The sequence below is a fragment of the Devosia beringensis genome (genome assembly GCF_014926585.1).
Taxonomy (GTDB): domain Bacteria; phylum Pseudomonadota; class Alphaproteobacteria; order Rhizobiales; family Devosiaceae; genus Devosia; species Devosia beringensis.
Map to the genome: position 1 here is coordinate 2097459 of NZ_CP045422.1, position 25398 is coordinate 2122856.

Genomic DNA, 25398 nt, shown 5'->3' on the forward strand with positions numbered 1-25398 from the left:
GACCATGGCACGGCGCTGTGAACTTACCGGCAAGGGCGTTTTGGTTGGCAACAACGTTTCGCACGCTCTCAATCGTACCCGTCGTCGGTTCCTTCCGAACCTGGTGAACGTGACGCTGATCTCGGAGGCGCTCAACCGCCCCGTCAAGCTGCGCATCACCGCCTATGCCCTGCGTTCGGTTGAACACCGCGGTGGGCTCGATGCTTTCCTGCTCAAGCAGAGCGACGACACGCTGTCGACGCTGGCCCAGGGCATCAAGAAGGAAGTGCGCGCCGCTCTGGCTGCGTAAGCTTCTGTCCTTGTGACGAATTGACCGCGTGGGGTTCAGCTCCACGCGGTTTTTCTTTTGTGCCAATCTCGGCACATTCCGCCCCGGTCTTTTGCCGGTTGGCGGCCTTCTAGAGGTGCATTGTTATGCTAGCTCGCTTGCTGGCGGCTATTGCCGCCATGGTCGTTGTCGTCGCGGCCTCCAATATTCTCGTGCTCTATCCGCTGCAGGCCCAGCTCGGCCCGGTCAATCTGGCGGACCTGTTGACCTGGGGCGCCTTCACCTTCCCCTTTGCCTTCCTCATCACCGATCTCACCAACCGGTTTGACGGCGCGCGCAGTGCCCGCCTGGTCGTGCTGGTGGGCTTTGCCGTGGGTCTGGGCGTCTCGCTCTATCTCAGCTATCAGCCCCTGCCCTGGAACCCCCAGGGCGGTCCGGCAACGACGCAGCGCATTGCGCTGGCTTCGGCCACGGCCTTCCTGGTCGGGCAGTTGCTCGATATCGCCGTGTTCTCGCGGCTGCGCGCGGCCAGGGCCTGGTACCTGCCGCCGCTGGTGGGGTCGCTGTTCGGTTCGCTGATCGATACCACGATCTTCTTCTCGGTAGCCTTTGCGCCGGCGCTGGCCGGCGTGGACGCGCTGTTCGGCCTTGCCGATGGGTCGCTGGGCTTTCCGGCGCCCTGGCTGGGCCTGGGCCCCGACGTGCCGCTCTGGACCTCGCTGGCGACCGGCGACTTCCTGGTCAAGTTCCTTGCCGCCCTCCTCTTGCTGGCGCCCTATCGCCTGCTGATGGGCAGGATCAGGCCGCTGCCGCCGCTGGGCGCCCGCGCCTAGGCCAAGCGACGCCATAGACTGAAAAACCCGACATCGGCCTCAGGCTGATGTCGGGTTTTTTGTTTGGGGTATTGGGCAAAGCGGCAGACGGAAGATCTCAGTCGCCTTCGCCAGGCGCCTCGGAGAAGTACTTCTCGAACTTGCCGGTCTCGCCGTCCTTTTCCTTGGCCTGCGGCAGCGGATCGCGCCGCTCGGTCAGGTTGGGCCAGAGCGAGGCGAATTTGGTATTGACCTCGAGCCAGTGGTCGAGCCCGCTTTCGGTATCGGGCTTGATGGCTTCGGCCGGGCATTCGGGCTCGCAGACGCCACAGTCGATGCACTCGTCGGGGTGGATCACCAGCATGTTCTCACCCTCATAAAAGCAGTCCACCGGACAGACTTCGACGCAATCGGTGTACTTGCAGGCAATGCAGTTGTCGGTGACGATATAGGTCATCTAGGCGGGCATCCCGAACAGAAGCCGGGCCAGCGCGGTTGGCGCGGCGCGGCAGGTCTCAACGGCTCCGTTGCTAAACTTTTTCTGTGGGCGCTGCAAGGCTGGCAGGGGGCAGGGTTTGGCGCGTTGGGTGGCGCAGGCAGCAAAATTTGTCAGGGCTCGTCATCCCCGCCGCGAAACCGGTCGGTGTCGCGCCGTTCCTTCTTGGTCGGGCGGCCCGCCCCGTCGTCGCGTTGCGCGATGGCGGCCTCATAGGGGGATCGCTCGGCCCTGGGCAGTGTAGGCGGCGACAGGTCCTCGTAGAGCGTCTGGGCCTCGCTGGCAGGGCCGCGCCGGGTGCCCGGATCGATGATGCGCCAGACCAGGATGCGCTCATGCAGCGCCATGGTCAGCACATCGCCGGCACCGACCTTGAGGTCGCTGCGGATGGTGCGTTCGGCATTGACCCGAACGGCGCCCGATTCAATGTATTTCTGCGCCAGGGTGCGCGACTTGATGGCGCGCGCAAAGAACAGGAACTTGTCGAGCCGCTCCTTGCGGGCGGCGGGCTCGACAAGCCCTGCCAATTGCTAGTTTGCCTTGCCGTCGCGCAGGGCGGCCAGCTTGGCGAAGGGGCTATCGGGATCGAAAGCCTTTTCGCGCTTTTCCTCACGCGGCTGCTGGAACCGGGCCTGCTCGCCCTTCTGGCTGTCCGGACGGCGGTTTTCGCTGTGCGGGCGGGCATCGGGCTTGGCCGGCCGCGCATTGGCGGGCCGGGCATTGGCAGGGCGGGTATTGGCCGGCTTGGGGTTGAGATGCTGGGCCTTGGTCAGGTCCTGCACTTCACCCTCGGGCCGGCGGGGCGCGGTCGAGCGATTGCGCTCGGGACGCTTGGCCTGTGCTTCGCCCTCGGGGCGACGACGGCCGTCATGCCGTTTGGCCTCGGGGCGCTTGCCGCTGGGCGACCAGATTTCGTCATATTCGGGCTCGGCCGGGGCAGCCGGCTCGACCGGTGCCGTCTGGCCAGTGGTCGCCTCGGTTGCGGGCGAGGCCTCGACAATGGTCGTGTCAGGCATGGCCATGCTCTGGGCGGGGGTCGCCTCGTCCATGACAGCCTCGATTGGCGCCTCGTCGGCGGCATCGGTGCTGGCCGGGGCCTCGGTCAGGCTCTCTTCAAGTGCGGGCGCATCGGCGCTGGCTTCGGCCGGGGTCGCTGCCACGGGCTCAACCGGCGCTGGCGCTGCCGTCTTGAGCGTACGTTTGACGCGATAGCCCAGCGAATTGAGGATCGAGGCGAAGTCTTCGCCCGAGCAACCCAGCAGCGAGGTCATTTCCACGGTGACGCGGAAGCCATTGCCTTCGGCGGCGCCGGCGGGCAGTTCGCCCTGGTGCCGCGTCGGATCGAGCGCGATCAGCGGCCGGATGATGTCGGCCAGGCGCTCGAGGATATCGACGCGGACGGCGCGCTTGCCGGCCACCTTGAAGCCGGCAATCTCATAGAGCCTGGTGTCGACCTCGGGATCGACGACAAAGCTGGTGCGGCCGCTCAGCACGATGTGGGGGATATCGGTGACGCCGGGCTGGCGCACGCCGCCATTCTTGAGCGCAAACAGGATCAGCGCCAGTTCGCGCGGGGCGGGCTTGAGCGAGAGCGGCAGGTAGATGTGATAGGCGCCGAACTTGATGCCCAGCTTGCGCATCTTGCCGCGCACGTCCTGGTCGAGGTTCTTGACCTCGTCAGCGACCTGGTTGCGGGGGATGAGCCCGAGATGCTCGAACAGCTGGAAGCCGATGCCGCGCGCGGCGCCATCGAGATCGGCCGGGGCTTCGAGCGCCATGACGGGCTCGAGAATGGTGTTGACGTGATGGCGCAGCCAGAGGCTCAGCCGATCCTGCACGCGTTCGAGGTCGGTGCCGGTCAGCGTCTCGTCCGCCAGGATCAGGATGCGGGGCCGGTAGAGCGTGTCGCCCTCGATCAGCTCGGCGACGATGTCGCCCTTCCAGCGCATGCGGCCATCGGTGGCCAGCACGAATTCCTCATTGGGCGCCCCCGCCAGGCGTTCGGCCCGGTGGTGGATTTCGGGCGCGACAACCTGATCGGCGGCGGAGCGCAGATTCTTGATGTCGGCATCGCCGTCGTTGCGGGCCAGGGTAAAGCGGAAGCCTTCAAGCGTGCCGATGAGATGGCCTTCCAGCCGTACTTCGCCGCGCTCATTGATCTCGGGAGATGCCATACGTTTGTCTTTCAGGTGACGAAGCAACACGCTGGTGCGCCGGTCGACGAAGCGCTGGGTCAGGCGCTCGTGCAGCGCATCACTCAGCCGGTCCTCAATGTCTCGGGTCTTTTCGCGCCAATGTGAAGGGTCTGCAAGCCAGTTTTTGCGGTTGGCGACGAAGGTCCATGTCCGAATCTGCTTGATCCGGTTGCTCAAAGTATCGATGTCGCCGCTGGCATTGTCGCAAAAGCGGACCTGCTCGGCAATCCAGTCTGCGTCCACCTTACCCCGCTTGACCAGATCAGCGTAAATATGGGTAACGATTTCGCCGTGATTGGCGGGTGAAATGCCCTGATAATCAGGGATTTGGCAGCATTCCCACAAAAGTCGGGCGCCATCGAGGCCGCGCGCCAGCTTGCCGGCCTCGTTGCGGGCGACAAATTCGAGCGCGCGCTGGTCGGTTGCGATTGGCACCCGGGTCAGCGTGCGGCTGTCCGAACTCATTTCGAGGCTGTTGAGCAAAGCCGGGATGGATGAATAATCCAGCCGGTTGTTGCGCCATTGCAGCACTTTGATGGGCTCGAAATCGTGGGTTTCGAGCGCAATCACCATTTCCTCGTCGAATCCCTCGGTGCCGGCAGTGACGCCAAAGGTGCCGTTGCGGGCATGCCGACCGGCGCGACCGGCGATCTGGCCGAGCTCGGCGGGGGTCAGCGGCCGGCTGGTGCGGCCGTCGAACTTGCTGTCATCGGCAAAGGCGACGTGATGGATATCAAGGTTGAGGCCCATGCCGATGGCATCGGTGGCGACGAGAAAATCGACATCGCCATTCTGGTAGAGCTCGACCTGGGCATTGCGGGTGCGGGGGCTGAGCGCGCCCATGACCACGGCCGCGCCGCCGCGCTCGCGCCGGATCAGCTCGGCAATGGCGTAAACCTGGCGGCCGGAAAAGGCGACGATGGCCGAGCGGGGCGGCTGGCGGGAAATCTTCCTGGAGCCGGCATAGACCAGCTGGCTGAAGCGCGGCCGATCGATGATCTGGGCGTCGGGCAGCAGCTTGCGGATCACCGGCGCCATGGTGGCGGCGCCCAGCAGCAGCGTCTCATGCAGGCCGCGGGCGTGCAGGATGCGGTCGGTAAAGACATGGCCGCGGTCGAAATCGGTGGCGGTCTGGATCTCGTCGATGGCCAGACAATCGACGCGGATATCGGTGGGCATGGCCTCGACCGTGCAGACCCAGTAGCGCGGCTTGGCCGGCACGATGCGCTCTTCGCCGGTGACCAGCGCCACGGCCTGTTCACCGACCCGTTCGACACAGCGCTGATAAACCTCGCGCGCCAGCAAACGCAGCGGCAGGCCGATCATCCCGGTGGGATGGGCCAGCATGCGCTCGATGGCAAAATAGGTCTTGCCGGTATTGGTGGGGCCAAGGATCGCCTTGACGGATTGGGCGGGCGCAAAGGTCATTTGGCCTCAATGTAGGGCGTCCCCGCGACAGTTGCGAGTGGGTGCCTTCATTGTCCCAAGAAAGGACAGTCATTGCGACCTTTTTGCCATGCGGTTCGGGAATAGAACAAGGCGCGAACGAAACAGAACCGAATCGGCGTGTTCAGCAGAATCCCGGTTCGTTCACGGCTAGCTGTGGTGGGTCGCTGCCCGCGTCAGGCACAAGCGGGTTCATGCGGTTGTCATCGCCGCCCGAAAGGCGCCAAATCCGTTCAGCTTCCCTAACAAAGCGTGAATTTTGGCGCGCCGAGGGCGAATGTGACGGAAAAGTTAACGCGCCGGGCCGGCACTTTTCTTTGCCCTTGTGGTTTGCCTGCCCGGCCCGGCTGGCGGCAGACGCGGCACGTTCATGATAAAGCCGGTTGACCGTCCTGTTGCGGGACAGGGGCATGGAATCGGCAGGGGTCGCGCCGCGCCATCGGGCAGGGGTACAATCAGCGAGAAGCGCTTTGCCAAGCCCTGGTAGTTTGACTATGGTCCGCGCGGTTTTTCAGCCCAGAAATGGCATCATGTCAGACGATAGCGCACCCATTCCCCAGCCCGGCATTCTCGATATTGCGCCCTACCTGCCCGGCAAATCCGGCGCGGCCGGCAGCAATTCGGTCAAGCTCTCGGCCAATGAATCGCCTTTGGGCGCCAGCCCCAAGGCCGTTGAGGCCTTCCGCGCGGCGGCCGAACAGCTGGAAATCTATCCGGAAGGCACGTCGCGCCTGCTGCGCACGGCTCTGGCCGAAGTGCATGGCCTCGATGCCGACCTTATCGTCTGCGGCAATGGCTCGGATGACCTGCTGCACCTGATCGCCCAGTGCTATCTGGGCGCAGGCGACGAGGCGGTGATGAACCGCTATGGCTTTTCGGTCTATCCCATCATCACCAAGGCGGCCGGCGCATCAATCGTCATGGTCGATGAGGTCGATTACACCGCCGATGTCGACCTGCTGCTGGCGGCGGTAACGCCCCGCACCAAGATCGTCTGGCTGGCCAATCCGAACAATCCCACCGGCACCTATCTTAGCGATGCGGAGGTGCGGCGGCTGCATGCCGGCCTGCGCCCGGACATCCTGCTGGTCATCGACAATGCCTATGCCGAATATGTCACGGCCGAGGATTTCGCCGTCGGCCAGGCGCTGGTCGCCGAGACGAAAAACGTCGTCATGGTGCGCACCTTCTCCAAGATGGGTCTGGCGGCAGCGCGGATCGGCTGGCTGTTTGGTTCACCCGAACTGGTGGACGTGATCAACCGCGTGCGCGGGCCGTTCAATGTCAACCTCCCAGGCCAGCTGGCCGCGGCAGCGGCAACGCGTGACGTGGAATTCACCGCCCGGCTCAAGGCGCATAATGCGCAGTGGCGCGACTGGATTACCGAGGAACTCGATTCCAACCACATCCATGTCGTGCCCAGCCAGGGCAATTTCGTCATGCTGCTGTTTCCCGATGCCGAGCATGCGCGCATGGCCTTTACGGCCCTGATGGAACGCGGGCTGATCGTGCGCGAGATCGGGCCCTCCTATGGCATTGACCATGGTCTGCGCATTTCCATCGGCTCCGAACAGGCCATGCGTGGCGTCGTCGGCATCATCAAGGCATTGGTCAAAACCGCATGAGTGTCCAGTTTCGCAAGCTCGCCCTGATCGGCATCGGCCTGATCGGCTCCTCGATTGCCCTGGCCGCCCGTCGGCAGGGGCTGGTCGACACCATCGCCATCGCCACGCGCAAGCAGGAAACGCTCGATGAGGCCCGCGCGCTCGGGCTGGGCGATCTCTATTCGCTCGACGCTGCCGAGGCGGTGCGCGGCGCCGATCTCGTCATCCTCTGCACGCCTGTCGGCGCCTATGAGAGCGTCATCAAATCCATCGCGCCCTTCCTCGAACCCGGCGCCATCGTTTCCGATGTCGGCTCGGTCAAGGGCCATGTGGTCAAGGTGCTGGCGCCCTATATTCCCGCCGGCGTCCATCTCATTCCGGCCCATCCCATTGCCGGCACCGAGCATTCCGGCCCGTCGGCGGGTTTTCCGGAACTGTTTGCCGGGCGTTGGTGCGTGCTGACGCCCGGCCCCGAGGTCGATGCGGCAGAGACGGAAAAGCTGGCCGCCTTCTGGCGCGCCATGGGCAGCCAGGTCGAATGTATGGAGCCCGGCCACCACGACATGGTGCTGGCCATTACCAGCCATATTCCCCATCTGGTCGCCTACAATATCGTGGGCACGGTGGCCGATCTGGAGGCAGCCACGCAGTCGGAAGTGATCAAGTTCTCCGCCTCGGGCTTTCGCGACTTCACCCGCATCGCGGCCTCCGATCCGGTGATGTGGCGCGACGTCTTCCTCACCAATCGCGATGCCGTGCTCGAAATGCTGGGGCGATTTACCGAGGATCTCTCGGTGCTGCAGCGGGCGGTGCGCACCGGCGACGGGCCGGCGCTTGAGGCCATGTTCACCCGCACCCGCGCCATTCGCCGCTCGATCATCTCGGCGGGCCAGGAAACCGCCGCGGCCGATTTCGGCCGGCCGCATGAGGCGCCGCCGGCGCCCGCGTCTGACGACAAGGTCTAAAAGAGCGGGCCGATGGCAGCGATGGGCACGAGGCCGGACAGGATGGCCCCATCGCGGAAATTGAGCTGATTGGCAAAGCTGCCATCAGCGGCCGGCGCGCCCAGCACCAGGGTGCGCCAGGGTTCTTCGAGCAGCGGGCCGATGCGTTCGGCGACGCCCGTCGAGGTGATGGTGATCTGGCCGTCGATCTGCCCGGCCGGATCGAGCGCCAGCGCACCGCTGGCGTCGAGCGTGGAATCGGCATCGGTGCCGTGGATCGAGACCACATTGAGCTGGCCATTGGCCGCCTGCAGCGCCATCAGCATGTCGGGGGCGCCCCAGTTGCGCACATCGTCGGGCAGGCCGGTCAGCTCGAGCTGGACCTCGGCCGTGGTGTCGGTCAGCGTCAGGCCCGGATAGGCCAGCGCATTGGTGCGCAGATAGCCCGCCAAAGCGGCGGTCTGGCGATCGGGATCGTGCTGCTCGGGAATGTCGAACAGGTGCAGTTCGGCCAAAGGGGCCTGGGCGATGGTGCTACTGCCCAGCAGCGTATCAGCCCATACCAGATTCTCGCCCGAGATTGAGGCGCGAGCGATGCGCCAGTCGCTCAGGCGGATACTGGCCGCCAGCGCCGACCAGTCGAGCTGGTTGCGCGAGCCGGTAAAGGTATCGGTCACCTGCATCGGGCCCAGAGCGGAGGCCAGCAGATGGGTGGGCGCATAGACCAGCACGCTGGCGCGCAGGCCGGGCAGCTCGATCACCGCGTCGCCGCTGACGATGCGGGCCTGTGTACAGTCGGCGTCAAAGCGGAAGGGGAAGCCGCCCACCGTCAGCATGCCGCAGGTCAGCTGCGGCGATGTTATTCCATCGGCCTCGGCCTGCAGCGCAATCTGCTGCCGGACCATGCCGGACAGCACCAGCCAGGCAGCGCTCCACAGGACGACGACGGCGAGCACAACCATGCCCAGGATAATGATTCGTTTCTTCATGGCTGGCATTCTTAGCGCCGAGGGCGGAAAAGCGCCATCGGCCGACGGCGTGGCGGACGGTGCAAACCGGGTCGTGCGGCTTGCGCAAGGCGGTTATGGCAGCATGGCAATGGCGCTTGCCGGCAAGCGTGCCTATGTGTGGGGTCAGGAAAAGACAATGACAGAAATCAGCAGCGAAAACGGCACGCACTGGGTCTTCGGCTACGGCTCGCTGATCTGGAATCCCGGCTTTGCCCATGTGAGCGCCCAGCAAGGCCTGCTGCGCGGCGCGCATCGCAGCCTCTCCATCGTGTCGCATCATCACCGCGGCACGCAGGAGCGGCCAGGCCTGGTGTTCGGACTGGCACGCGGCGGGTCATGCCGCGGCATGGTCTTTGAAGTCGCCGACGGCGACTGGGTCGCGGTGCAGGCCTATCTGCAGGCGCGCGAGCAGGTCACCGCGGTCTATCGCGACGTCACAAGGCCGGTGCATCTGGTGGATGGTCGCACGGTGATGGCGCTGACCTTCATGGTCGACGCGCGGCATGAGCAGTTTGCCGGCAAGCTGTCGCTGGAGCAGCAGCTGGCCATGGTGCGGGCCGGGGTGGGGCTTTCGGGGCGCAATATCGACTATGTGCTCAATACGGCCAGCCACCTCAAGGCGCTGGGCATTGCCGATCGGCAATTGCAGGCCCTGGCCGATATTCTGCGGGCTGAAGCGGCCTAGGCAGCTTCGGCGGCCTGGGCTTCGGCCAGCGGCGCGGCGCCTTCGAGATCGTAAATAGTGGCGAGGCGTTCGGTCTGGCTTTCCGGTGTCACCACGCGGAAGACGCGGTCGGCGCAGCTCAGCGCCAGGCGGAAGCGCGAGCGGCTGAGCGGATCACTGACCAGGTCGGTGGTGGCGCCCACCCAGAGCACATGGCTGCCCTTGGCCAGCAGATGCAGCTCGGTATCGCCCAGGGCGAAATGCTCGAGCGGTTCGCCGATCAGGTCATAGGACCGCCCGGAGCGACCCTGCCAATGGCTCTGCCGACCGAAGCTGTGCATTACGACTTTGCTGTAATTGCCGACCATCACGCTATCCCCAAAGCGAGCATTGCATTAGAACAAAGATAGAACAAAATGCCATCCATGTCAAGCAGTGCCGTGCCCGATTTCTATATCTATGGGTTAGCCTGACCTCTTCGTCAATATCTAGTGGTCATGCCTCGCTCGAACGCTGCCGCTTGAGAGCCTCAAAGCGGCTGCGCAGCTCGGGGCCGATCGGGCGGGCAAGCCCCTCTGCCTCTGCCTTGAGCGCGAGGGTATCGGATTCGGTTTCGATGGCTTTTTTGAGTCGCTCCAGAAAAACATCGGCCGTCAGGCCCGCTTCAATGGCGGGCAGGAATTTTGCCTCGGCGGTGCCGGGCCAGATGACGGGGCTGTTGCGTCCCCAGAACAGGCCGGAATTGAGCGCCACGGGAACCACGGGCACATTGAGCTCGAGATAGAGCCGGACGATGCCCTGGCGATAATCGGGCGGGGCCAGCGGGGCGCGGCGGGTGCCTTCGGGGAAGATGACGATGCGGCAGCCGCGCGCGATGGCGGCATGGGCCTGCGCCATCATGGCGGGCACGGCCTTGGCGCCCTTCTTCCGGTCCACCTCGATGCAGTCGAGCGAGCGGGCGGCCCAGCCGAAGAAGGGGATGTTCATCAATTCCTTCTTGATGATATAGGCGGGCCGGCCGGCATAGGGGAAAATGGCAAACACATCCCAGTCGCTCTGGTGCTTGGCGGCAATGATGCAGCCGCCTTCGGGAATGTTCTCAAGGCCGCTGACCTTGGTCTTGACGCCGGTCAGCCAGCGCAGAAAACGCAGCGACGAGGTGCCCCAATAGACGGCAATGGCCCAGCTGGCCCTAGTGCGGCCACTGATCAGCGCGATGGTCCCCAGCACGATGGCGATGACGGCGGTCTGGCCGATAAACAGCGCATAGAACAGCGCGGTGCGAATTGCCTGAAAGACCATCATTGTCGTTTGCTCCTGGATCGGCTGCCCGGACAGCGTCATAGCGTTGTGCTGCGGCTTTGGCGAGGGTGTTGCCCCAGCGCGCCGGGACAACACAACTCTAGCGGCGGTTTACGACGTCTGGGCGAGGTAGCGGCGCACGGTGTGCCGCGAGGTGATGGCGGTGAGCGCGGCGATCACCGGGATCACTGCGGCGATGCCGACAAGACCATCGAGGCCCAGGGCAAAGCGCCCGAACAGCACGCCGACCTGGGCGCCGGCCTCGCTCGAGAGCATATTGCCCGCCAGCGTCCCGACCAGCACGAAGAACAGCAAGGCAGCCGCGGCGCCCAGCAGACCGCCCTGCAGGCCGATGGAGAGAAAGCGGCCCTGGAACTCGCCGGCGATGAACTTGTTGGAGGCGCCGATATAGTGCAGCACGTCGACGATTTCGCGGTTGGTCGCCATGGCGCCGCGGGTGGCAAAGATGATGGCCAGCACCGTGGCAGCGCCGATCAGCAGCAGGACCAGCAGGCCCGAGAGCACGATGGTGCCGGCCATGGTGTTGAGCTGTTGCCGCCAGGCGGCATGGGTATCAAGGCTGGCGCCATTGACCGCGGCCAGGTTGCGCTCGAGGCCCTCGATGTCGGCATCGGCGGGGTCGGCGAGGCGCACCACGACAAGGCGCGGAATTTCAATGGCCGTCAGGTCGAGGCCGGCGCCCAGCCAGGGCTCGAGCAGGGCCTCGCTCTCTTCCAGCGTCAGGGCGCGCGCCGAGGCGACGCCCGGCGTGGTTTCGGCCAGCGAGACGGCGGTGCGCAGATTGGATTCCATCACCTCGCCCGCGACCGGGCGGATCTGGATGGTGACCTCGCGGCCGACATCGGCCGACCAGGCAATGGCCGATTTCTGCACCAGGACCACGCCGCCCAGGGTGACGGCCGAGAGGAAGCCCATAATGGTGATCATCAGCAGCAGGGTGCGGCCGGCAACGCTCTTTTCCGGGACGATGGGGGCGGCGCCGCCGCGGCGCGGCAGCAAAGCCAGAATGCGCTCAATCATGGATGGCCAGCTCCCCTTTGCTCAGCAGCATGCGCGGATAGCTGAATTTGTCGAGCAGCGGCAATTCGTGGGTCGCCAGGATGATGGTCATGCCCAGCGTGCGGTTGAGCTCGGCAAACAGGTGCACCAGCCGGCTGGAGAGGTCGGGATCGACATTGCCGGTCGGCTCGTCGGCCAGCAGGATCTTGGGGCGGGCAATGACGGCGCGGGCGATGGCGGCACGCTGCTTTTCGCCACCCGACAGCAGGGAGGGCGGCGCATTCATGCGCTCGCCCAATCCCACCCATTCGAGCAGTTCGGTGACATTGGGGCGGTATTCGCTTTCGGGCTGGCCCAGCACGCGCAGTGGCAGCGCCACATTCTCGAAGGTGGTCAGATGGTCGAGCAGGCGGAATTCCTGGAAGACGATGCCGATATGGCGGCGCAGCTGCAGCAGCCGGTCCTGGCTGAGCGTGCTGACGTCCTCGCCGAACATGGTGACCTGGCCGCGCGTCGGTTTCAGCGAGAGCAGCAGCAGGCGCAGCAGGCTGGTCTTGCCGGCCCCGGAAGGGCCGGTCAGGAAATGGAAGGAGCCGGGCTCGACCGAAAAAGTCAGGTCGCGCAGGACTTCGGGGCCATTGCCATAGCGCAATCCCACATCGGCGAATTCGATCAAGAGTGCAGGCTCCCCGTTGCTTGGCTTGGGTTCAGGCGAATCACGCCGTGGCGGCAGCATAACAGCGGCGCCCGGCCGATGCGGCACCGACCCGTGCCCGGCCGCGATAAAGCGGTACAAATGTGGTGGAATTGGCGAGTGCCAGGCCGGATTTGAGGAGTCTTAACACCCTGTCGCTAATTTGAAGCATGTTTTGCGTCCGTCCCAGCAGTCTGGCCCCATGATCATTTCCTGTCCGCATTGCCAGACCAAGTATCAGGTGACCTACGAGGCCATTGGCTCGGCCGGTCGCAAGGTGCAGTGCGCCCATTGCCAGCAGGCCTGGGATCAGCCCCCGATCGCCAAGGACGAACCGCCGCCCGAGATCCGCAAGGCCGAGCAGGCCATCGAGGAAGACGGGCTGGACGACGCCATGAGCGCCCAGGACAAGGCCGCGGCCGCCCGGTCCGACAAGGCAGCCGGAGACAAGGCCGCCAAGGCGGCAAAGCTCGACAAGCAGCGCGCGGCCAAGGAGGCCAAGGCCGCCAAGGGCAAGAAGACCACCAAGGCGGTTGACCAGGCCTCGGCCGGCAAGATCGATCCATCGGTCGTCCGCAAGCGGCGCAAGGCCTTCTCGCGACCCGATCGGCAAATGCTCGATGAGGTGCCGCTGGCGCGCCTGCGGCTGGCGCTGCGCATTATCGGCGCCACCACGCTGGTGGGCGTGCTGGCCTTTGCCTATCTGGGCCGGGTGCAGGTAGTGCAGCGCTTTCCGGCCATGGCCGGGGTCTATAGCGCCGTCGGGCTGGGCATCAATGTGGTGGGCCTCGATTTCAGCACGGTCAGCGCCATGCAGACCCTGCGCAATGGCAAGGAAGTGCTGATCGTCTCGGCGCAGATCGTGGGCCTGTCGCCCAGTCCGGTGGCGGTCCCCGCCGTCGTGGTCACGCTGCTCGGCGCCGATGGGCATGGCGTCTATCAATGGAGCGTGCAGCCGACGGTTACCGATCTGATGGCGGGCGAGCGCTCGACCTTTGACACCCAGCTGACCCTGCCGCCCGGCGAGGCGTCCCGCGTCCGGTTGAGCTTTGCCGGCGGATCGGGCTTCCGCGCCGGCACGCAGCCTGCCGCGCCGGCTGCCGGTTCGGGTGCCGAGGTCGGCGGCCATGCCATGGAAGCGCCTGTGAGCGATGGCGCCGCGCCCGCGCATGCCGATCCTGCCGCGCCGGAACATGCAGACGCCGCGGCGCATGACGCGACGGCCGAACCCATTCATGGCGACACCGCCACCCCCGAACATGCCACGCCGGAGCACAACTGATGGCCCGCATTCTTGTTGCTGAAGATGATCCGTCGGTGCGCGCCTTCGTGGTCAGCGCGCTGACCATGAAGGGTCACGAGGTCATGGCAGAGGAGGATGGTGGCCTGGCCGCGGAAACCGCCGATGCCGAAGGCGGACGGTTCGACCTGCTGCTGAGCGACATCAAGATGCCCATCATGGACGGCATTGCGCTGGCGCTCGATGTGGCCGCCAAATATCCCCATATCATCATCGTGCTGATGACCGGCTTTGCCGACCAGCGCGAGCGGGCACATGGGCTGGACGCGCTGATCTATGACGTCATCGTCAAGCCGTTCACCCTGGCCGACCTCTTGACCAAGATCGATGATGCGCTGGAAGGCAAGCCGGTCGAGGTGGTCTCACTGGGTCGGCAGGCGCGCGAGGAATAGGCCGGCTCAGACCCAGTCGGGCACCGAATCGAGCGCGATCAGTTCCTCGAGGGACTTGCGCGGGCGGATGACGTGGAAGCGGTCGCCGTCGACCAGCACTTCGGGGATCAGTGGCCGCGAATTATATGTCGAGGCCATGACCGCGCCGTAGGCGCCGGCGCTCATGATGGCCAGGAGATCACCCTCTTCGACGCCGGGCATGGTGCGGGCCTTGGCCAGATAATCGCCCGTTTCGCAGACCGGGCCGACAATGTCGGCAGTGATCGGGGGCAGGTTGGAATAGTTGACCGGCACCACGTCGTGATGGGCCTCGTAGAGCGTGGGGCGGATCAGGTCGTTCATCGCCGCGTCAACAATGACGAAGTTGCTGCTGCCCTGCTTCACATATTCGACCTTGGTCACCATGATGCCGGCATTGCCGACCAGCAGGCGCCCCGGCTCGATCACCAGGGTGCAGCCGAGCTGGCCGATCTTGTCGCGCACCATGGCGGCATAGGCCTCGGGATGGGGCGGCGCCTCCTGGTCGTGATGATAGGGAATACCGAGGCCGCCGCCGACATCGACATGCTCGATGGCGTGGCCATCGGCCTTGAGCGCCGTCACCAGTTCGGCCATCAGGCCAAAGGCGGTGCCGAAGGGTTCGAGATCAGTGAGCTGGCTGCCGATATGCATGTCGACGCCGACCGCCACCACATTGGGCAGCGCGGCGATGCGGGCGTAGACGTCGCGGGCCCTTGCATAGGGAATGCCGAACTTGTTCTCGGCCTTGCCGGTGGAAATCTTGGCATGGGTGCGGGCATCGACATCGGGGTTGATGCGCACCGAGACGCGGGCGGTCATGCCCATTTCGGACGCGACCATGGAGAGGCGCTCGAGCTCGGGTTCGCTTTCGACATTGAAGCACTTGATGCCGGCGGCCAGGCCGCGGCGCATTTCGGTAATGGTCTTGGCGACGCCTGAGAAGACGATCATGTCCGGCCTGATGCCGGCGGCCAGAGCGCGTTCGAGCTCGCCCAGCGAGACCACGTCGGCGCCGGCCCCTTCGGAGGCCATCAGCCGGAGCACGGCCTGGTTGGAATTGGCCTTCATGGCATAGGCGAGCAGCGTCGGGATGCCCTCAAAGGCCGCCTTGACCACCCGCACATGCCGGCGCAGCGTCGCGCTGGAATAGACATAGAAGGGTGTGCCGACCTTGTCCGCCAGGTCATTGAGATTGACGTCTTCGGCATAGAGGCTGCCGTCGCGGTGTTCGAAATGGTGGACCATTTTGCTCTCGATCTGTCCCCTCTCCACGATGTCACCCCGGCGCAGGCCGGGGTCCATCCTCAGATCGGCGGATTGGCAGCTTCTCGGGATGGATTCCGGCCTGCGCTGGAACGACCCGAGAGGGCGCATTAAGTTGGATGTTCCCTAGTCCAGCGCGCCTGAAAACGAAAGCAAGACTTATCGATCCGCCTCATAAGCGGCCTCGATCTGCTCGGCGACCAGCGCCTGCAACTGCCAGAGATGGGGGTCGTGAATGCCGACCTGCTCGAGATGGGCAACGGTGGCGTGCAGATATTCAGCCATCGAGCCGCGATTGCCGACCGCCCTGGCCAGCACGGCGGCAATCTCCTGGTTGCTGAGGCCCGAGACATAGCGGCCCGACTGGCGGTCAATGCAGAAGGTGAGGGCGCGGATGGTGCGCTCGCCGGAGCGGGCATTGACCCAGCGCGGCGGGAAGGCCGAGGGCAGCCAGCCCATTTCGCGTTCGAGCAGGCTGGTCATGGCCGCGTCGATGCAATCGGGCGGCAGGCGATAGAGCACGCCGTTGCAGGCGCCGCCGCGATCGAGCGCCAGCATCAGGCCGGGATTTTCGTCGGAGCCGCGGAAGCGGGTGTTCCAGCCCAGGCAGAAGGCGCGGTGCCAGCCATGCACCAGGCCATTGCGCATTTCGACAAAGTCGCAGGCCGGTTTCCAGATCAGCGAACCATAAGCGAAGATCCAGACCTCGCGGCCGTCCCGGTCGGGGCCGAGCAGCTGGGCAATGGTGGCGTCGTGGTCGGCCTGGGTCGCCGCGCGCATGCCCTCGGGCGGCGGCGGCATCTGTTCGGAGGTCTCTACCGGCTGCAGATAGCCCACATGACGCTGGGTCAGGCGCATCTGTCGCAATCTGCCGGCCATCTGGTTCGTTACCCGTTCACTCTGGTGACCAAGTTAGGGTGTCGCCGGCGTTACGCAACCCCGCCATCGCCATGGGTACCATGCTTTTTGCGCGCCAGCGGCCTGGGCTCGTGCGCGGTGCCGGTCAGCGCCGTCTTCCAGCGCGCCGCCTGGGCCAGCACATTGGCCGGCGCTGTGCCGCCATAGCTCTGCCGCGCCGCCACCGAGGCTTCCACGGTCAGCACCTTGTGGATGCGGCTGTCGATGCGCTGATCGACTGCCTTGAAGTCCTCGATCGTCAGGCCCTCGAGACCGCAGTTCTTCTGCTCGGCCAGAGCCACGATCTGGCCGGTAATGTGGTGGGCGTCGCGGAAGGGGATATTGATTTCGCGCACCAGCCAGTCGGCGATATCGGTGGCGGTGGAAAAGCCGGCCATGGCCGAGGCCCGCATGCGCTCGCGGTTGGGGACGAGGTCGGCCACCATGCCGGTCATGGCGGCCAGAGACAGGCTGAGGGAATCGAGCGCGTCGAAGGCGACTTCCTTGTCTTCCTGCATGTCCTTGGAATAGGCCAGCGGCAGGCCCTTCATCACCACGATCAGGCTGGTCAGGGCGCCCAGGATACGGCCGATCTTGGCGCGCACCAGTTCGGCGGCGTCCGGATTGCGCTTTTGCGGCATGATCGAGCTGCCGGTGGTGAACTTGTCGGAGAGGCGGATGAAGCCGAACTGGGCCGAGCTCCAGATCACCATTTCCTCGGCAAAGCGGCTCAGATGCATGGCGCAGATACTGGCAGCGGCGAGAGTTTCGAGAATGAAATCGCGGTCGGAGACGGCGTCGAGCGAATTGGCGGTGGGCCGGTCAAAGCCAAGCTTTTGCGCCGTCATGTCGCGGTCGATCGGATAGGGCGTGCCGGCCAAAGCGGCCGAGCCGAGCGGGCTTTCGTTGAGCCGCTTGCGGGCGTCAAGCAGCCTTCCGGCGTCGCGGCCGAGCATTTCGACATAGGCCAGCATATGGTGGCCAAAGGTCACGGGCTGGGCGTTCTGCAGATGGGTAAAGCCGGGCATGATGGTCTCGGCCTCGTCTTCGGCCTTGGTGACCAGCGCCAGTTGCAGCGTTGTCACCTGCACCACCAGGGTGTCGATGGTATCGCGGACATAGAGCTTGAAGTCAGTGGCCACCTGGTCATTGCGCGAGCGCGCCGTGTGCAGGCGCCCAGCGGCATCGCCGATCTTCTCGCGCAGCCGGCTTTCCACATTCATATGGATGTCCTCGAGCGCACGCGAGAACGTGAAACTTCCACCCTCGATTTCGGCCAGCACCTCGGTTAGACCGGCAATGATGCTGTCGCGGTCTTCCTGCGTCAGAATGCCCGTCTCGGCGAGCATTGTGGCATGGGCGATCGATCCGGCAATATCCTGGCGGAACAGGCGCTGATCAAAGCCGATCGAGGCGTTGATTTCCTCCATGATGGCGTCGGGGCCGGTGGCGAACCGTCCGCCCCACATCTTGTTGCTCATCGAATACCTCGGAGACCTGTTATGACCGATATGCCCGCGCCTCGCCCCGGCGCTTCCAGCCGGGTTCGACTGCTGCTCGCGCTGGGGGTGACGGGATTGGCGGTAGCTATAGCGGCGTGGGTGTGGCTCGGCAATGCCGGGCAGGCCCGGGAATGCCCGGTACAGGCAGAGGCCGCTGCAGCCATTGACGCGGCCGCTGTCGGCGAGCTGGCGGCCCTCAACGGCACGGGCGAGGGGCGCGGCTATGCCAGCCTGGCGTTCAAGGACGCAGCGGGCGGCGAGCTGACCATTGCCGACTTCAAGGGCAAGGCGCTGCTGGTCAATTTCTGGGCCAGCTGGTGCGTGCCCTGCCGCGAGGAAATGCCGGCGCTGGACGCCCTGGCCACCAAATATAACTCGGATCGCTTCATGGTGCTGCCGATCAATCTCGATATCGGCGCGGGCGGGCTGGAAAAGGCCCAGGCCTTTCTCGATACGAACGGTTTTGCCAATCTGCCGCTCTATGCCGACAATACCTTTGCCGCCTTCGACCGTCTCAAGCAGCAGGCCGTTGCGGTCGGGTTGCCGGCGACGCTGGTGCTGGACGAGAATGGCTGTGAGCTGGCGGTGCTGCAAGGGCCGGCAGAATGGCACACGCCCGATGGCGAAGCGGTCGTCGAGGCGCTGATCGCGCAGCGCGGCTAGAGCGTTTTCAGGAAAAGTGGATACCGGTTTTCCGGTTCGAAAACGCGACCAACAAGAACTTAGAACAATTCACCGCGTCAACGACGCGGTGAATTGTTCTAAACTAGGCGGTCGACTTCGGCGCCGGTCGTCACGGGCTCGGTCACGGCTTCGGGGTCGAACTGGGCAACGCGGACCTGCTGCTCGGTCTCGGCATGTTCCAGCCGCAGGCGCAGGGCGGCGACCCGGGCCAGTTCGGCGCCGGGAGGCGTGGCTTCGCGCGCGACAATGCGGTTGATCATGACGGTGGGGCTGACGGTCAGGTCATTGCTCATCAGGATGGTCTCCTGTGTCAGGCCTGACGGTCGAACTTGGTGCCCTGGCCGGCAGGCGCTGGCGACAGCGCGGCCTGGGTGAGCGTGGTCAGAAGCTCGTTCTGCATGTCATTCTGCTTCTTGAACACCGCTATCTGGATGCTGTTCTGCGTCTTGACGGTATTCATGGCCAGCATCTGCGTCGAGAGGTCGGTATTCATGGCGGACCTCCTTTCCAATAGTGGTTCGAGATCCAGTCATAGGGCGCAGGGGTAAACAAAGCCTGCCGGCGGCCAGACAAGTGGCCCGATATTTGGGTCGGTCTGCTTAACCCGCCGCTAACCCTATGGCGTTCGGGCGCTGCTTCTTTCACGCAAAGCTTACACATGGGCGCTCAGATGGTGGCAACGGGGGCCGTCGGGGGACGCGATGTTCGCACAAGACATGTTCATTGCGCTGATGCAGGGCATCAGCCTGCTGGCGATGATGGCGATCGCCTTTGGCGTGGTGGAGCGGCAGAACTGGCCGCGCTATCTGCGCTCCTGCATCCAGGGCGTGATCTTTGGGGTGGGCGCGATCGCCGCGATCATGGCGCCGGCCCATCTGGGCGTCGGCGTGATGGTGGATGCTCGCGGCATCATCATCGGCTTTGCCGCCGCCTTTGGCGGCTGGCCGGCTGCCCTGGTCGCCATCGTCATCGGCGGCGGTTATCGCCTCTGGCTGGGTGGCATGGGGGCCATGCCCGGCGCGGCCGGCATCGTGCTGGCCGGTGTGCTGGGGCTGAGCTGGCGCTATTTCCTGCGGCCCAAGACCCGCGTGCAGGCCCGTCATCTGGTGGTGCTGGGCCTTGTCGTCTCCTGCTACCTGCTCACCGGTCTTGGCATGGGCTATGCCAGCCTCTGGGCCCTGCTCAGCCTGATCGGCCCCTATATGGTGTCGACCTCGGTGGTCGGCGCGGTGCTGCTGGGCCTGTTTGTCGAGCGTGAACTGCGCCAGATCGACCGCGAGCAGCAGTGGCAGATGCACGCTTTGACCGATCCGCTGACCGGCCTGCCCAATCGGCGCGGTTTCGAGCGCGGCATGGAGGGGTTGCGGACGCCGGACACGTCATCGGCGCTGATGGCGATCGACCTCGACCACTTCAAGGTCGTCAACGACACCCATGGTCATGCCGCTGGCGACCATGTGCTGCAGAATGTCTCGCGGGTTTTGCGCGGCGCGCTGCGCAACCGTGACCTGCTGTCCCGCCTGGGCGGGGAAGAACTGGCCGTGCTGCTGCCCGAAACCGATGCGGCGCTGGCGCGGCTGATTGGCGAGCGCCTGCGGCGCGCCATCGACGAGATGGAGATCCTCTGGGAGGGCCAGATCATCCATGTCACCGCCAGTTTCGGCGTGGCCACAGCCCTTGGCACGCTGCCGATGGACGAGCTGTTCGCGCAGGCCGATGCGGCGCTCTATACCGCCAAGCATGCCGGCCGCAATCGGGTCGTCTTCGCGGGCGAAGCGCCGCTGAGTACGGACAATCTGGTGGTGATCGAGCCACCCCGGCCTTTTGTCGAGCGGCGCCAGAGCCGGGACAAGCCGCACGCGGCCTGACCGATCGGCTCCCAGCGAAGCGCAATCAGGGTTTCTTCAGATCGCCGTGATTGCCGGGCACCCAGAGCACATCCTTGCTGCCATTGCCATTGGCCACGCGCGACAGCACGAAGAGCAGGTCTGACAGCCGGTTGAGGTAGCGGATGGCTTCCGGACTGGTATCGGGCTCATGGGCGGCCAGTTCCACGGTGATGCGTTCGGCGCGCCGAGTCACGGTGCGGGCGACATGCAGGGCCGCCGCCAGCGGTGACCCGCCCGGCAGCACGAAGCTGCTTAGCGGTTCGAGCGCCTCGTTATATTGGTCAATCTGCTTTTCGAGCGCCTCGGTCTGGATCGGGCGGACGCGCAGGCTGGGATATTCGGCGTCGGGGGCGTCTGTCCCGGGCGTCGCCAGGTCGGAGCCGACGTCGAAAAGATCGTTCTGGATGCGGCTGAGCAGATTGTCGATCTTGGGCTGGGCGGCAGAATGCAGGCGGGCCATGCCGATGGCCGCATTGGCCTCGTCGACCGTGCCATAGGCTTCGACCCGCAGGTCATATTTCGGGCGGCGCGGGCCACGCACCAGGCCCGTGCTGCCGTCATCGCCGGTCTTGGTATAGATGCGGTTGAGCTTGACCATCCGACCTAGCCCCGGCCGCTGCCAAAGAAGAACAGCGCGCCCATCAGCAGGATGAGCGCGACGGCCTGGCCCATGACGCGCAGCCGCATCAGGCGCTGGCTGGTATTGCCGGGACCGGCTTTGAGCATGTTCCACAGGCCCATGCCGAGTACGGCGACGACAAAGATCAGGGCGATGGCGATGGCGAGATTGAGGGCGGTCTGCATGATGTCCTACTGAAACTGTCTAGCCATTGATATACGCAACAAGACCGTCGGCCAGAGCATCATAGATGGCACGAATTCGCTGTGAGGTGAACAATTCCCTGTGCGTGGTCAGCCAGACCTCAAGCGGCGGTATGGCCAGATTGATCGGCAGCGCCACCATGGCCGGGGTGCGGCGCACCAGATTGGCCTGGCCAAAGCCGATGCCGAGACCGGCGCGGATCAGCTCCCACAGATGGGGCTGATCGTCCGAGCGGAGCGGGAAATTGTCCCGGGTGATGGCGTGGCCGAGCCGGCGGGCGTGCTCGATGATGGCGTCGGAACGGTCAAAGCCGATCAGCTCATGTTGCCAGAGTTCGTCCAGACTGCTGGGGCGGCCGCGCCGCGCCAGATAGCGCTCATGGGCTGTGGGCACCAGCGCGATGTCGCCCAGGTGCCGGGTGACCAGTTCGAGCTGGGTGGGGCGGAACATGCGGATGGCGATATCGGCCTCGCGCAGCAGGAGGTTTTCCGAGGAATCGGACGGCACGATTTCCAGCGCTATCTGCGGGTAGCGCGCCCGGGCCGTCACCAGGATGTCGGGCAGCACATAGTTGGAAATCATGGCGCTGGCGGTGATCCGCACCGTGCCGCCGGCGGTGTCCTGGGCGCCCTCGGCCATCATGGTGGCCTCGGCCAGGGCCGCCTGGGCCCGCGTGATGGGGGCCAGCAGCGCCAGGGCCGCGGCATTGGGCTTGAGCCCGGTCAGCGTGCGCTCGAACAGGGGCAGGTCAAGCTGGGCCTCCAGCGTTTCGATGTGGCGCCCCAGCGTGGGCTGGCTGAGGCGCAGGGCCCGGGCGGCGGCTGACAGCGAGCCATGCTCGACGACGGCGGCAAAGCTGCGCCACAGGGACCAGTCAGGCTCTCTATTCATTCTTGAATGTCTAACCCTCATTTTCTGCCAATCGCCATAAATTATTGTAGCGCGCATTGTCGCCGTCATCAACCTGATGGAGATGACAATGAACAAGGGTAAGGTAACAGTTCTGGGCAGCAATGGTCATTTCGGCCATGCGGCAATGGTGGCGTTTCGCGATGCCGGGTGGGCAGTGACCGGGCTGGCCCGCAGCAATCGCCGCCCGGTCAGCGGCGCAACAATGGTTATCGGCGATGCCAATGACGGCGCCGTGCTGGCGCGGGCCATTGCCGATGCCGATGTGGTGGTACAGGGCCTGCACCTGCCCTATGACCAATGGGGCAATGGCCGGGCCGAAGCGCAGCTGCAGGGCGTGATCGACGCCATGAACGGCAGGGGCAAGACGCTGCTGTTCCCCGGCACCATCTACAATTACCGCGCCAGCGACCGCACGGTTTCGCCGGCCACGGCGCAAAGCGCCGAGGCGCCGCGCGGGGAGATCCGCATCCGGCTGGAGGCCATGCTGGCCCGGGCGGCCGCGACGCATGGCTTCCAGACCATCATCCTGCGCGGCGGCGACTATTACGGACCGGGTAATCGGGGCGAATGGTTCGAACAGGCCATGCTGGCCAATGTGCAGCGGGACAAAATCGCCCATCTCGGCGACCTCAAGCTGCGCCACAGCTGGGCCTATCTGCCCGATCTGGGCCGCGCTCTGGTCGTCCTGGCCGAGCAGCGCGCCCGCCTGGCGCCGTTCGAGAACTTCCACTTTGCCGGCCATTTCGTGTCGCATGGGCAGATGATGGGGGCGATTGCCAGCACGCTGGCCAGGAAGGTCACCGTCGCGCCGCTGGCCTGGTGGCAGTTGGGCGTCCTCGGCCTGGTGATGCCGATGATGCGCGACATCTATCGCATGCGCTACATCTGGCGCAACGAGATGGAACTGGTCGATCCGCGGCTCGATGCCCTGCTCGGCCCCGGTTTCACCACGCCCTTCGAGGTGGCGGTGGCGGCGACCGTGCGCGAACTGGCGCCGGCCCAGGCGGCTGGCTAGGACGGCAGGCCGACCGCGCGGCGGATATCGTCGGGCGTCCAGCCATCTGCACGCAGGCTCGCCAGCGATGGCGAGCCTTTGGATTTGGCGAGCTTTCGGCCGTCATCCCCCAGGATCAGGCGGTGGAAGTGATATATCGGGGTGGGCAGGCCGAGCAGCATCTGCAGCAATATGTGCAGGTCGGTCGCCGCTTCCATGTCGCGACCGCGCGTCACATGGGTAATGGCCTGGGCCGCGTCATCGACGACGACACTGAGATGATAGCTGGCCGGACTACCCTTGCGCTGCAGCACCACATCGCCCCAGCGCCCGGGCCGGGCATAGCGGATCTGCGGGCGATCGGTGACCAGCGGGCCCACCACCGAAAAGGTCAGTAGGCCCGCCCGCGCCTGGGCCGCCTCATTGTCCAGCCGGAACTGCACCGGATCGCCGCGTTGCAGCCGCTCGATCTGTTCGCCGCGGTGCAGGTGGCGACAGGTGCCCGGATAGAGCGGGGCGCCGTCGGGATCGGTGTGGGTGGCGAGCGCAGCAATCTCGGTGCGGCTGCAAAAGCAGGGATAGAGCAGCTGCTGGTCGCGCAGCGCGTTGCCGGCCTCGGCATAGGCATCGAGGCGCTCGGACTGCTGCATGACCGGCTTTGGCCAATCAAGACCCAGCCAGGCCAGGTCCTCGTAGATGGCTGCGGTGAATTCGGGTTTACAGCGCTCGCTGTCGATGTCTTCGATGCGCAGCAGGGCGGCGCCATCGAGGGCGGTGGCGGCCTGCCACGTGTAAAGCGCCGAAAAGGCGTGACCGAGATGCAGCCTTCCATTGGGGCTGGGGGCAAAGCGAAGGAGCGGTTTTGAGCGTTTTTGCGACACCGGGGTTTTCTACATGAGCCCTTTGCCGCCGTCACCGCGTATCGACAGTGCCGAGACGATTGCCGGCCATATCGAGGTGCTGGTGGGCATGGATCGACGCCTGGCGGCCGTGCGCGATTTTGCCGGGCCCGTCGCGCCGCGCATCAACCCGCCCGGCTTTGCTGGCATGGCCAAGGTGATCACCGGCCAGCAATTGTCGGTCACCAGCGCCGCGGCGATCTGGGGGCGATTCGCGCAACTGCCCGGCGCGCTCGATCCGGTGGCCTATCTGACCCTCAGCGAGGAGGCGGTGCGTGCCACGGGATTTTCCGGCGGCAAGTTCCGTACCGTGCGCGCCATTGCCGAAGCCATGGTGGCTGGCGAACTCGATTTCGATCATCTCGAGACCCTGCCGGCCGGGGACGCCGTGCGCTATCTGATCGCGCACAAGGGCATCGGGCCGTGGACGGCCGAGGTTTATCTGATGTTCTGCGCCGGCCATCCCGATGTGTTTCCGGCCGGCGATCTGGCTTTGCTCAAGGCGGTGCAGCACGGGCTCGGGCTTGACGCTCGGCCCGCCATCAAGGACATGATCGGCATTGCTGCCGCCTGGGCGCCCTATCGCTCGGCCGCAGCGCTGTTGTTCTGGCGCTATTTTGCGGTCATGCGTGACCGGGAAGGAATCCTGTTGTGACCAAGCTGTCCGGCCCCATGCTGCTGCCCGCCTCGGGGACCCAGCCCAAGCAGGCTGTGGTGCTGCTGCATGGCTATGGCAGCGATGGCAATGACCTGATCGGGCTGGTGCCCTATTGGCGCGATACGCTGCCCGATGCCCTGTTCGTGGCGCCCAACGGGCCAGCGCCCTGCGACGGCTTTGGCGAGGGCTATCAGTGGTTCGAGGTCGACTTTGCCGGGGACCGGCTGGCGTCGCGCCAGACCGGGGTGCTCCAGGCGCGGCCGATCCTTGAGCAATTTTTCAACGACATGTGGGCACAGACGGGGATCCTGCCGCAGGATACGCTGCTGGTCGGCTTCAGCCAGGGCGCCATGATGGCGCTGCATGTCGGGCTGGCATTGCCGCAGTCGCTGATGGGCATTGTCGCCTTTGCCGGCGCCCTGCTGCCACCCGAAGGCTTCGGGACGGCCAGCGCCGGCAAGCCGCCGATCTGCCTGGTGCATGGCGATGCCGATACCGTGGTCGATCCGGAGCGCAGCGCGGATGCGGCGCAGGCGCTGGAAGCCGCCGGCTATGACGTGGCCTACCATGTCAGTCCCGGCGCGGGGCATACCATTGCCCCCGACGGGCTGGAATTTGCCAGCACTTTCATCGCCCGCGTTGCCGCAAAATAAGCTCTGTCCCCCCGCTTCACAGGGCTGACACAAAGGGCCTAGTATAAGGGGGATAT

Annotated in this window: 29 protein-coding genes; 12 read left to right on the forward strand and 17 right to left on the reverse strand. The window is 65.2% G+C overall.

Annotated elements, in window-relative coordinates:
- The first annotated feature begins 4 nt into the window (after positions 1-4).
- Entirely contained in the window at positions 5-289 is a 285-nt protein-coding gene (rpmB, locus tag GDR53_RS10255; RefSeq protein ID WP_193334420.1) for a 50S ribosomal protein L28, read from the forward strand.
- 125 nt (positions 290-414) lie between these two features.
- Positions 415-1101, forward strand: a complete 687-nt coding sequence (locus GDR53_RS10260; protein ID WP_193334421.1) for a queuosine precursor transporter — start codon at positions 415-417, stop codon at positions 1099-1101.
- Positions 1102-1198: 97 nt separating this feature from the next.
- On the opposite strand, the gene fdxA is transcribed toward GDR53_RS10260, so the two are convergent.
- The 3 genes from fdxA to GDR53_RS10275 form a co-directional block, all read right to left on the reverse strand.
- Positions 1199-1537, reverse strand: a complete 339-nt coding sequence (fdxA, locus tag GDR53_RS10265) for a ferredoxin FdxA (RefSeq protein WP_193334422.1) — start codon at positions 1535-1537, stop codon at positions 1199-1201.
- A gap of 152 nt (positions 1538-1689) precedes the next feature.
- The gene (locus tag GDR53_RS10270; protein WP_193334423.1) at positions 1690-2103 is read right to left on the reverse strand and encodes an RNA-binding S4 domain-containing protein; all 414 of its coding nucleotides are present in this window, start codon (positions 2101-2103) and stop codon (positions 1690-1692) included.
- Positions 2104-2106: 3 nt separating this feature from the next.
- Positions 2107-5199 carry a helicase-related protein gene (locus GDR53_RS10275; protein WP_193334424.1) on the reverse strand — a complete coding sequence of 1031 codons (3093 nt, stop codon included), beginning with the start codon at positions 5197-5199 and terminating at the stop codon, positions 2107-2109.
- A 548-nt stretch (positions 5200-5747) separates the two neighbouring features.
- Here GDR53_RS10275 and GDR53_RS10280 point away from each other — a divergent pair.
- Positions 5748-6842, forward strand: a complete 1095-nt coding sequence (locus GDR53_RS10280) for a pyridoxal phosphate-dependent aminotransferase (RefSeq protein WP_193334425.1) — start codon at positions 5748-5750, stop codon at positions 6840-6842.
- On the forward strand, positions 6839-7786 hold the full coding sequence (locus GDR53_RS10285; protein WP_193334426.1) for a prephenate/arogenate dehydrogenase family protein: 948 nt from the start codon (positions 6839-6841) through the stop codon (positions 7784-7786). Before GDR53_RS10280 ends, GDR53_RS10285 begins: the two co-directional genes overlap by 4 nt.
- Here GDR53_RS10285 and GDR53_RS10290 read toward each other — a convergent pair.
- Positions 7783-8754, reverse strand: a complete 972-nt coding sequence (locus tag GDR53_RS10290) for a DUF2125 domain-containing protein (RefSeq protein WP_193334427.1) — start codon at positions 8752-8754, stop codon at positions 7783-7785. The two genes, GDR53_RS10285 and GDR53_RS10290, sit on opposite strands and share 4 nt — an antisense overlap.
- Before the next feature lie 157 nt (positions 8755-8911).
- Between GDR53_RS10290 and GDR53_RS10295 the strand changes: the two genes are divergently transcribed.
- A complete protein-coding gene (locus GDR53_RS10295; RefSeq protein ID WP_193334428.1) occupies positions 8912-9460 on the forward strand; it encodes a gamma-glutamylcyclotransferase in 549 nt (182 codons plus the stop codon).
- Here the strand turns inward: GDR53_RS10295 and GDR53_RS10300 are convergent.
- From GDR53_RS10300 to ftsE, 4 genes are all read right to left on the reverse strand, one after another.
- Complete coding sequence (locus tag GDR53_RS10300; protein ID WP_193334429.1) at positions 9457-9780, reverse strand: hypothetical protein; 324 nt, start codon at positions 9778-9780, stop codon at positions 9457-9459. The two genes, GDR53_RS10295 and GDR53_RS10300, sit on opposite strands and share 4 nt — an antisense overlap.
- Positions 9781-9934: 154 nt before the next feature.
- Positions 9935-10744 carry a lysophospholipid acyltransferase family protein gene (locus GDR53_RS10305; RefSeq protein WP_193334430.1) on the reverse strand — a complete coding sequence of 270 codons (810 nt, stop codon included), beginning with the start codon at positions 10742-10744 and terminating at the stop codon, positions 9935-9937.
- 108 nt (positions 10745-10852) lie between these two features.
- Positions 10853-11782, reverse strand: coding sequence for a cell division protein FtsX (locus GDR53_RS10310; RefSeq protein WP_193334431.1), 930 nt, complete (start codon positions 11780-11782; stop codon positions 10853-10855).
- On the reverse strand, positions 11775-12437 hold the full coding sequence (ftsE, locus tag GDR53_RS10315) for a cell division ATP-binding protein FtsE (RefSeq protein ID WP_193334432.1): 663 nt from the start codon (positions 12435-12437) through the stop codon (positions 11775-11777). Before ftsE ends, GDR53_RS10310 begins: the two co-directional genes overlap by 8 nt.
- 220 nt (positions 12438-12657) lie before the next feature.
- Between ftsE and GDR53_RS10320 the strand changes: the two genes are divergently transcribed.
- Both GDR53_RS10320 and GDR53_RS10325 read left to right on the forward strand, forming a co-directional pair.
- On the forward strand, positions 12658-13737 hold the full coding sequence (locus GDR53_RS10320) for a zinc-ribbon domain-containing protein (protein WP_193334433.1): 1080 nt from the start codon (positions 12658-12660) through the stop codon (positions 13735-13737).
- Complete coding sequence (locus GDR53_RS10325; RefSeq protein ID WP_193334434.1) at positions 13737-14147, forward strand: response regulator; 411 nt, start codon at positions 13737-13739, stop codon at positions 14145-14147. Before GDR53_RS10320 ends, GDR53_RS10325 begins: the two co-directional genes overlap by 1 nt.
- Positions 14148-14153: 6 nt before the next feature.
- On the opposite strand, the gene lysA is transcribed toward GDR53_RS10325, so the two are convergent.
- From lysA to argH, 3 genes are all read right to left on the reverse strand, one after another.
- Positions 14154-15413, reverse strand: a complete 1260-nt coding sequence (gene lysA, locus GDR53_RS10330) for a diaminopimelate decarboxylase (RefSeq protein ID WP_193334435.1) — start codon at positions 15411-15413, stop codon at positions 14154-14156.
- Positions 15414-15590: 177 nt separating this feature from the next.
- The gene (locus tag GDR53_RS10335) at positions 15591-16289 is read right to left on the reverse strand and encodes a gamma-glutamylcyclotransferase (protein WP_193334436.1); all 699 of its coding nucleotides are present in this window, start codon (positions 16287-16289) and stop codon (positions 15591-15593) included.
- Positions 16290-16360: 71 nt separating this feature from the next.
- A complete protein-coding gene (argH, locus tag GDR53_RS10340; protein WP_193334437.1) occupies positions 16361-17809 on the reverse strand; it encodes an argininosuccinate lyase in 1449 nt (482 codons plus the stop codon).
- 21 nt (positions 17810-17830) lie between these two features.
- On the opposite strand from argH, the gene GDR53_RS10345 reads away from it, so the two are divergent.
- Positions 17831-18493, forward strand: a complete 663-nt coding sequence (locus GDR53_RS10345; RefSeq protein WP_232846595.1) for a TlpA family protein disulfide reductase — start codon at positions 17831-17833, stop codon at positions 18491-18493.
- A 98-nt stretch (positions 18494-18591) separates the two neighbouring features.
- Here GDR53_RS10345 and GDR53_RS10350 read toward each other — a convergent pair whose 3' ends face one another.
- Both GDR53_RS10350 and GDR53_RS10355 read right to left on the reverse strand, forming a co-directional pair.
- Positions 18592-18807, reverse strand: a complete 216-nt coding sequence (locus tag GDR53_RS10350) for a hypothetical protein (protein ID WP_193334438.1) — start codon at positions 18805-18807, stop codon at positions 18592-18594.
- A gap of 17 nt (positions 18808-18824) precedes the next feature.
- The gene (locus GDR53_RS10355) at positions 18825-19007 is read right to left on the reverse strand and encodes a putative motility protein (protein ID WP_193334439.1); all 183 of its coding nucleotides are present in this window, start codon (positions 19005-19007) and stop codon (positions 18825-18827) included.
- A 208-nt stretch (positions 19008-19215) separates the two neighbouring features.
- On the opposite strand from GDR53_RS10355, the gene GDR53_RS10360 reads away from it, so the two are divergent.
- Complete coding sequence (locus GDR53_RS10360) at positions 19216-20382, forward strand: GGDEF domain-containing protein (RefSeq protein WP_193334440.1); 1167 nt, start codon at positions 19216-19218, stop codon at positions 20380-20382.
- 25 nt (positions 20383-20407) lie between these two features.
- Here GDR53_RS10360 and GDR53_RS10365 read toward each other — a convergent pair whose 3' ends face one another.
- Genes GDR53_RS10365 through GDR53_RS10375 form a run of 3 tightly spaced genes read right to left on the reverse strand, consistent with a single transcriptional unit; the run spans position 20408 to position 22117 of the window.
- Positions 20408-21001: a cob(I)yrinic acid a,c-diamide adenosyltransferase gene (locus tag GDR53_RS10365; RefSeq protein WP_193334441.1), complete on the reverse strand. Its 594-nt coding sequence runs from the start codon at positions 20999-21001 to the stop codon at positions 20408-20410.
- Positions 21002-21006: 5 nt separating this feature from the next.
- Positions 21007-21207 carry a twin transmembrane helix small protein gene (locus tag GDR53_RS10370; RefSeq protein WP_193334442.1) on the reverse strand — a complete coding sequence of 67 codons (201 nt, stop codon included), beginning with the start codon at positions 21205-21207 and terminating at the stop codon, positions 21007-21009.
- A gap of 19 nt (positions 21208-21226) precedes the next feature.
- Positions 21227-22117: a LysR family transcriptional regulator gene (locus GDR53_RS10375; protein ID WP_193334443.1), complete on the reverse strand. Its 891-nt coding sequence runs from the start codon at positions 22115-22117 to the stop codon at positions 21227-21229.
- An 88-nt stretch (positions 22118-22205) separates the two neighbouring features.
- Here GDR53_RS10375 and GDR53_RS10380 point away from each other — a divergent pair, with 88 nt between their 5' ends.
- Entirely contained in the window at positions 22206-23153 is a 948-nt protein-coding gene (locus GDR53_RS10380; RefSeq protein WP_193334444.1) for an NAD-dependent epimerase/dehydratase family protein, read from the forward strand.
- Here GDR53_RS10380 and gluQRS read toward each other — a convergent pair.
- A complete protein-coding gene (gluQRS, locus tag GDR53_RS10385) occupies positions 23150-24013 on the reverse strand; it encodes a tRNA glutamyl-Q(34) synthetase GluQRS (protein WP_193334445.1) in 864 nt (287 codons plus the stop codon). The genes GDR53_RS10380 and gluQRS overlap by 4 nt on opposite strands.
- A gap of 13 nt (positions 24014-24026) precedes the next feature.
- Here gluQRS and GDR53_RS10390 point away from each other — a divergent pair, with 13 nt between their 5' ends.
- Both GDR53_RS10390 and GDR53_RS10395 read left to right on the forward strand, forming a co-directional pair.
- Positions 24027-24686 carry a DNA-3-methyladenine glycosylase family protein gene (locus GDR53_RS10390; protein ID WP_193334446.1) on the forward strand — a complete coding sequence of 220 codons (660 nt, stop codon included), beginning with the start codon at positions 24027-24029 and terminating at the stop codon, positions 24684-24686.
- The gene (locus GDR53_RS10395; RefSeq protein WP_193334447.1) at positions 24683-25342 is read left to right on the forward strand and encodes an alpha/beta hydrolase; all 660 of its coding nucleotides are present in this window, start codon (positions 24683-24685) and stop codon (positions 25340-25342) included. Before GDR53_RS10390 ends, GDR53_RS10395 begins: the two co-directional genes overlap by 4 nt.
- Positions 25343-25398: the final 56 nt, after the last annotated feature.

Bases quoted from the DNA above. Each gene is read 5' to 3' on its own strand.
- lysA (WP_193334435.1), bottom strand. From the start codon at position 15,413: ATGGTCCACCATTTCGAACACCGCGACGGCAGCCTCTATGCCGAAGAC.
- GDR53_RS10300 (WP_193334429.1), bottom strand. From the start codon at position 9,780: ATGCACAGCTTCGGTCGGCAGAGCCATTGGCAGGGTCGCTCCGGGCGG.
- GDR53_RS10310 (WP_193334431.1), bottom strand. From the start codon at position 11,782: ATGATTGAGCGCATTCTGGCTTTGCTGCCGCGCCGCGGCGGCGCCGCC.
- GDR53_RS10375 (WP_193334443.1), bottom strand. From the start codon at position 22,117: ATGAATAGAGAGCCTGACTGGTCCCTGTGGCGCAGCTTTGCCGCCGTC.
- GDR53_RS10380 (WP_193334444.1), top strand. From the start codon at position 22,206: ATGAACAAGGGTAAGGTAACAGTTCTGGGCAGCAATGGTCATTTCGGC.
- GDR53_RS10335 (WP_193334436.1), bottom strand. From the start codon at position 16,289: ATGCGCCTGACCCAGCGTCATGTGGGCTATCTGCAGCCGGTAGAGACC.
- argH (WP_193334437.1), bottom strand. From the start codon at position 17,809: ATGAGCAACAAGATGTGGGGCGGACGGTTCGCCACCGGCCCCGACGCC.
- GDR53_RS10320 (WP_193334433.1), top strand. From the start codon at position 12,658: ATGATCATTTCCTGTCCGCATTGCCAGACCAAGTATCAGGTGACCTAC.
- GDR53_RS10355 (WP_193334439.1), bottom strand. From the start codon at position 19,007: ATGAATACCGACCTCTCGACGCAGATGCTGGCCATGAATACCGTCAAG.
- rpmB (WP_193334420.1), top strand. From the start codon at position 5: ATGGCACGGCGCTGTGAACTTACCGGCAAGGGCGTTTTGGTTGGCAAC.
- fdxA (WP_193334422.1), bottom strand. From the start codon at position 1,537: ATGACCTATATCGTCACCGACAACTGCATTGCCTGCAAGTACACCGAT.
- GDR53_RS10345 (WP_232846595.1), top strand. From the start codon at position 17,831: ATGACCGATATGCCCGCGCCTCGCCCCGGCGCTTCCAGCCGGGTTCGA.
- GDR53_RS10305 (WP_193334430.1), bottom strand. From the start codon at position 10,744: ATGATGGTCTTTCAGGCAATTCGCACCGCGCTGTTCTATGCGCTGTTT.
- GDR53_RS10390 (WP_193334446.1), top strand. From the start codon at position 24,027: ATGAGCCCTTTGCCGCCGTCACCGCGTATCGACAGTGCCGAGACGATT.
- GDR53_RS10260 (WP_193334421.1), top strand. From the start codon at position 415: ATGCTAGCTCGCTTGCTGGCGGCTATTGCCGCCATGGTCGTTGTCGTC.
- GDR53_RS10370 (WP_193334442.1), bottom strand. From the start codon at position 21,207: ATGCAGACCGCCCTCAATCTCGCCATCGCCATCGCCCTGATCTTTGTC.
- GDR53_RS10295 (WP_193334428.1), top strand. From the start codon at position 8,912: ATGACAGAAATCAGCAGCGAAAACGGCACGCACTGGGTCTTCGGCTAC.
- GDR53_RS10290 (WP_193334427.1), bottom strand. From the start codon at position 8,754: ATGAAGAAACGAATCATTATCCTGGGCATGGTTGTGCTCGCCGTCGTC.
- GDR53_RS10350 (WP_193334438.1), bottom strand. From the start codon at position 18,807: ATGAGCAATGACCTGACCGTCAGCCCCACCGTCATGATCAACCGCATT.
- GDR53_RS10275 (WP_193334424.1), bottom strand. From the start codon at position 5,199: ATGACCTTTGCGCCCGCCCAATCCGTCAAGGCGATCCTTGGCCCCACC.
- GDR53_RS10365 (WP_193334441.1), bottom strand. From the start codon at position 21,001: ATGGTCAAGCTCAACCGCATCTATACCAAGACCGGCGATGACGGCAGC.
- GDR53_RS10360 (WP_193334440.1), top strand. From the start codon at position 19,216: ATGTTCGCACAAGACATGTTCATTGCGCTGATGCAGGGCATCAGCCTG.
- GDR53_RS10285 (WP_193334426.1), top strand. From the start codon at position 6,839: ATGAGTGTCCAGTTTCGCAAGCTCGCCCTGATCGGCATCGGCCTGATC.
- GDR53_RS10325 (WP_193334434.1), top strand. From the start codon at position 13,737: ATGGCCCGCATTCTTGTTGCTGAAGATGATCCGTCGGTGCGCGCCTTC.
- GDR53_RS10280 (WP_193334425.1), top strand. From the start codon at position 5,748: ATGTCAGACGATAGCGCACCCATTCCCCAGCCCGGCATTCTCGATATT.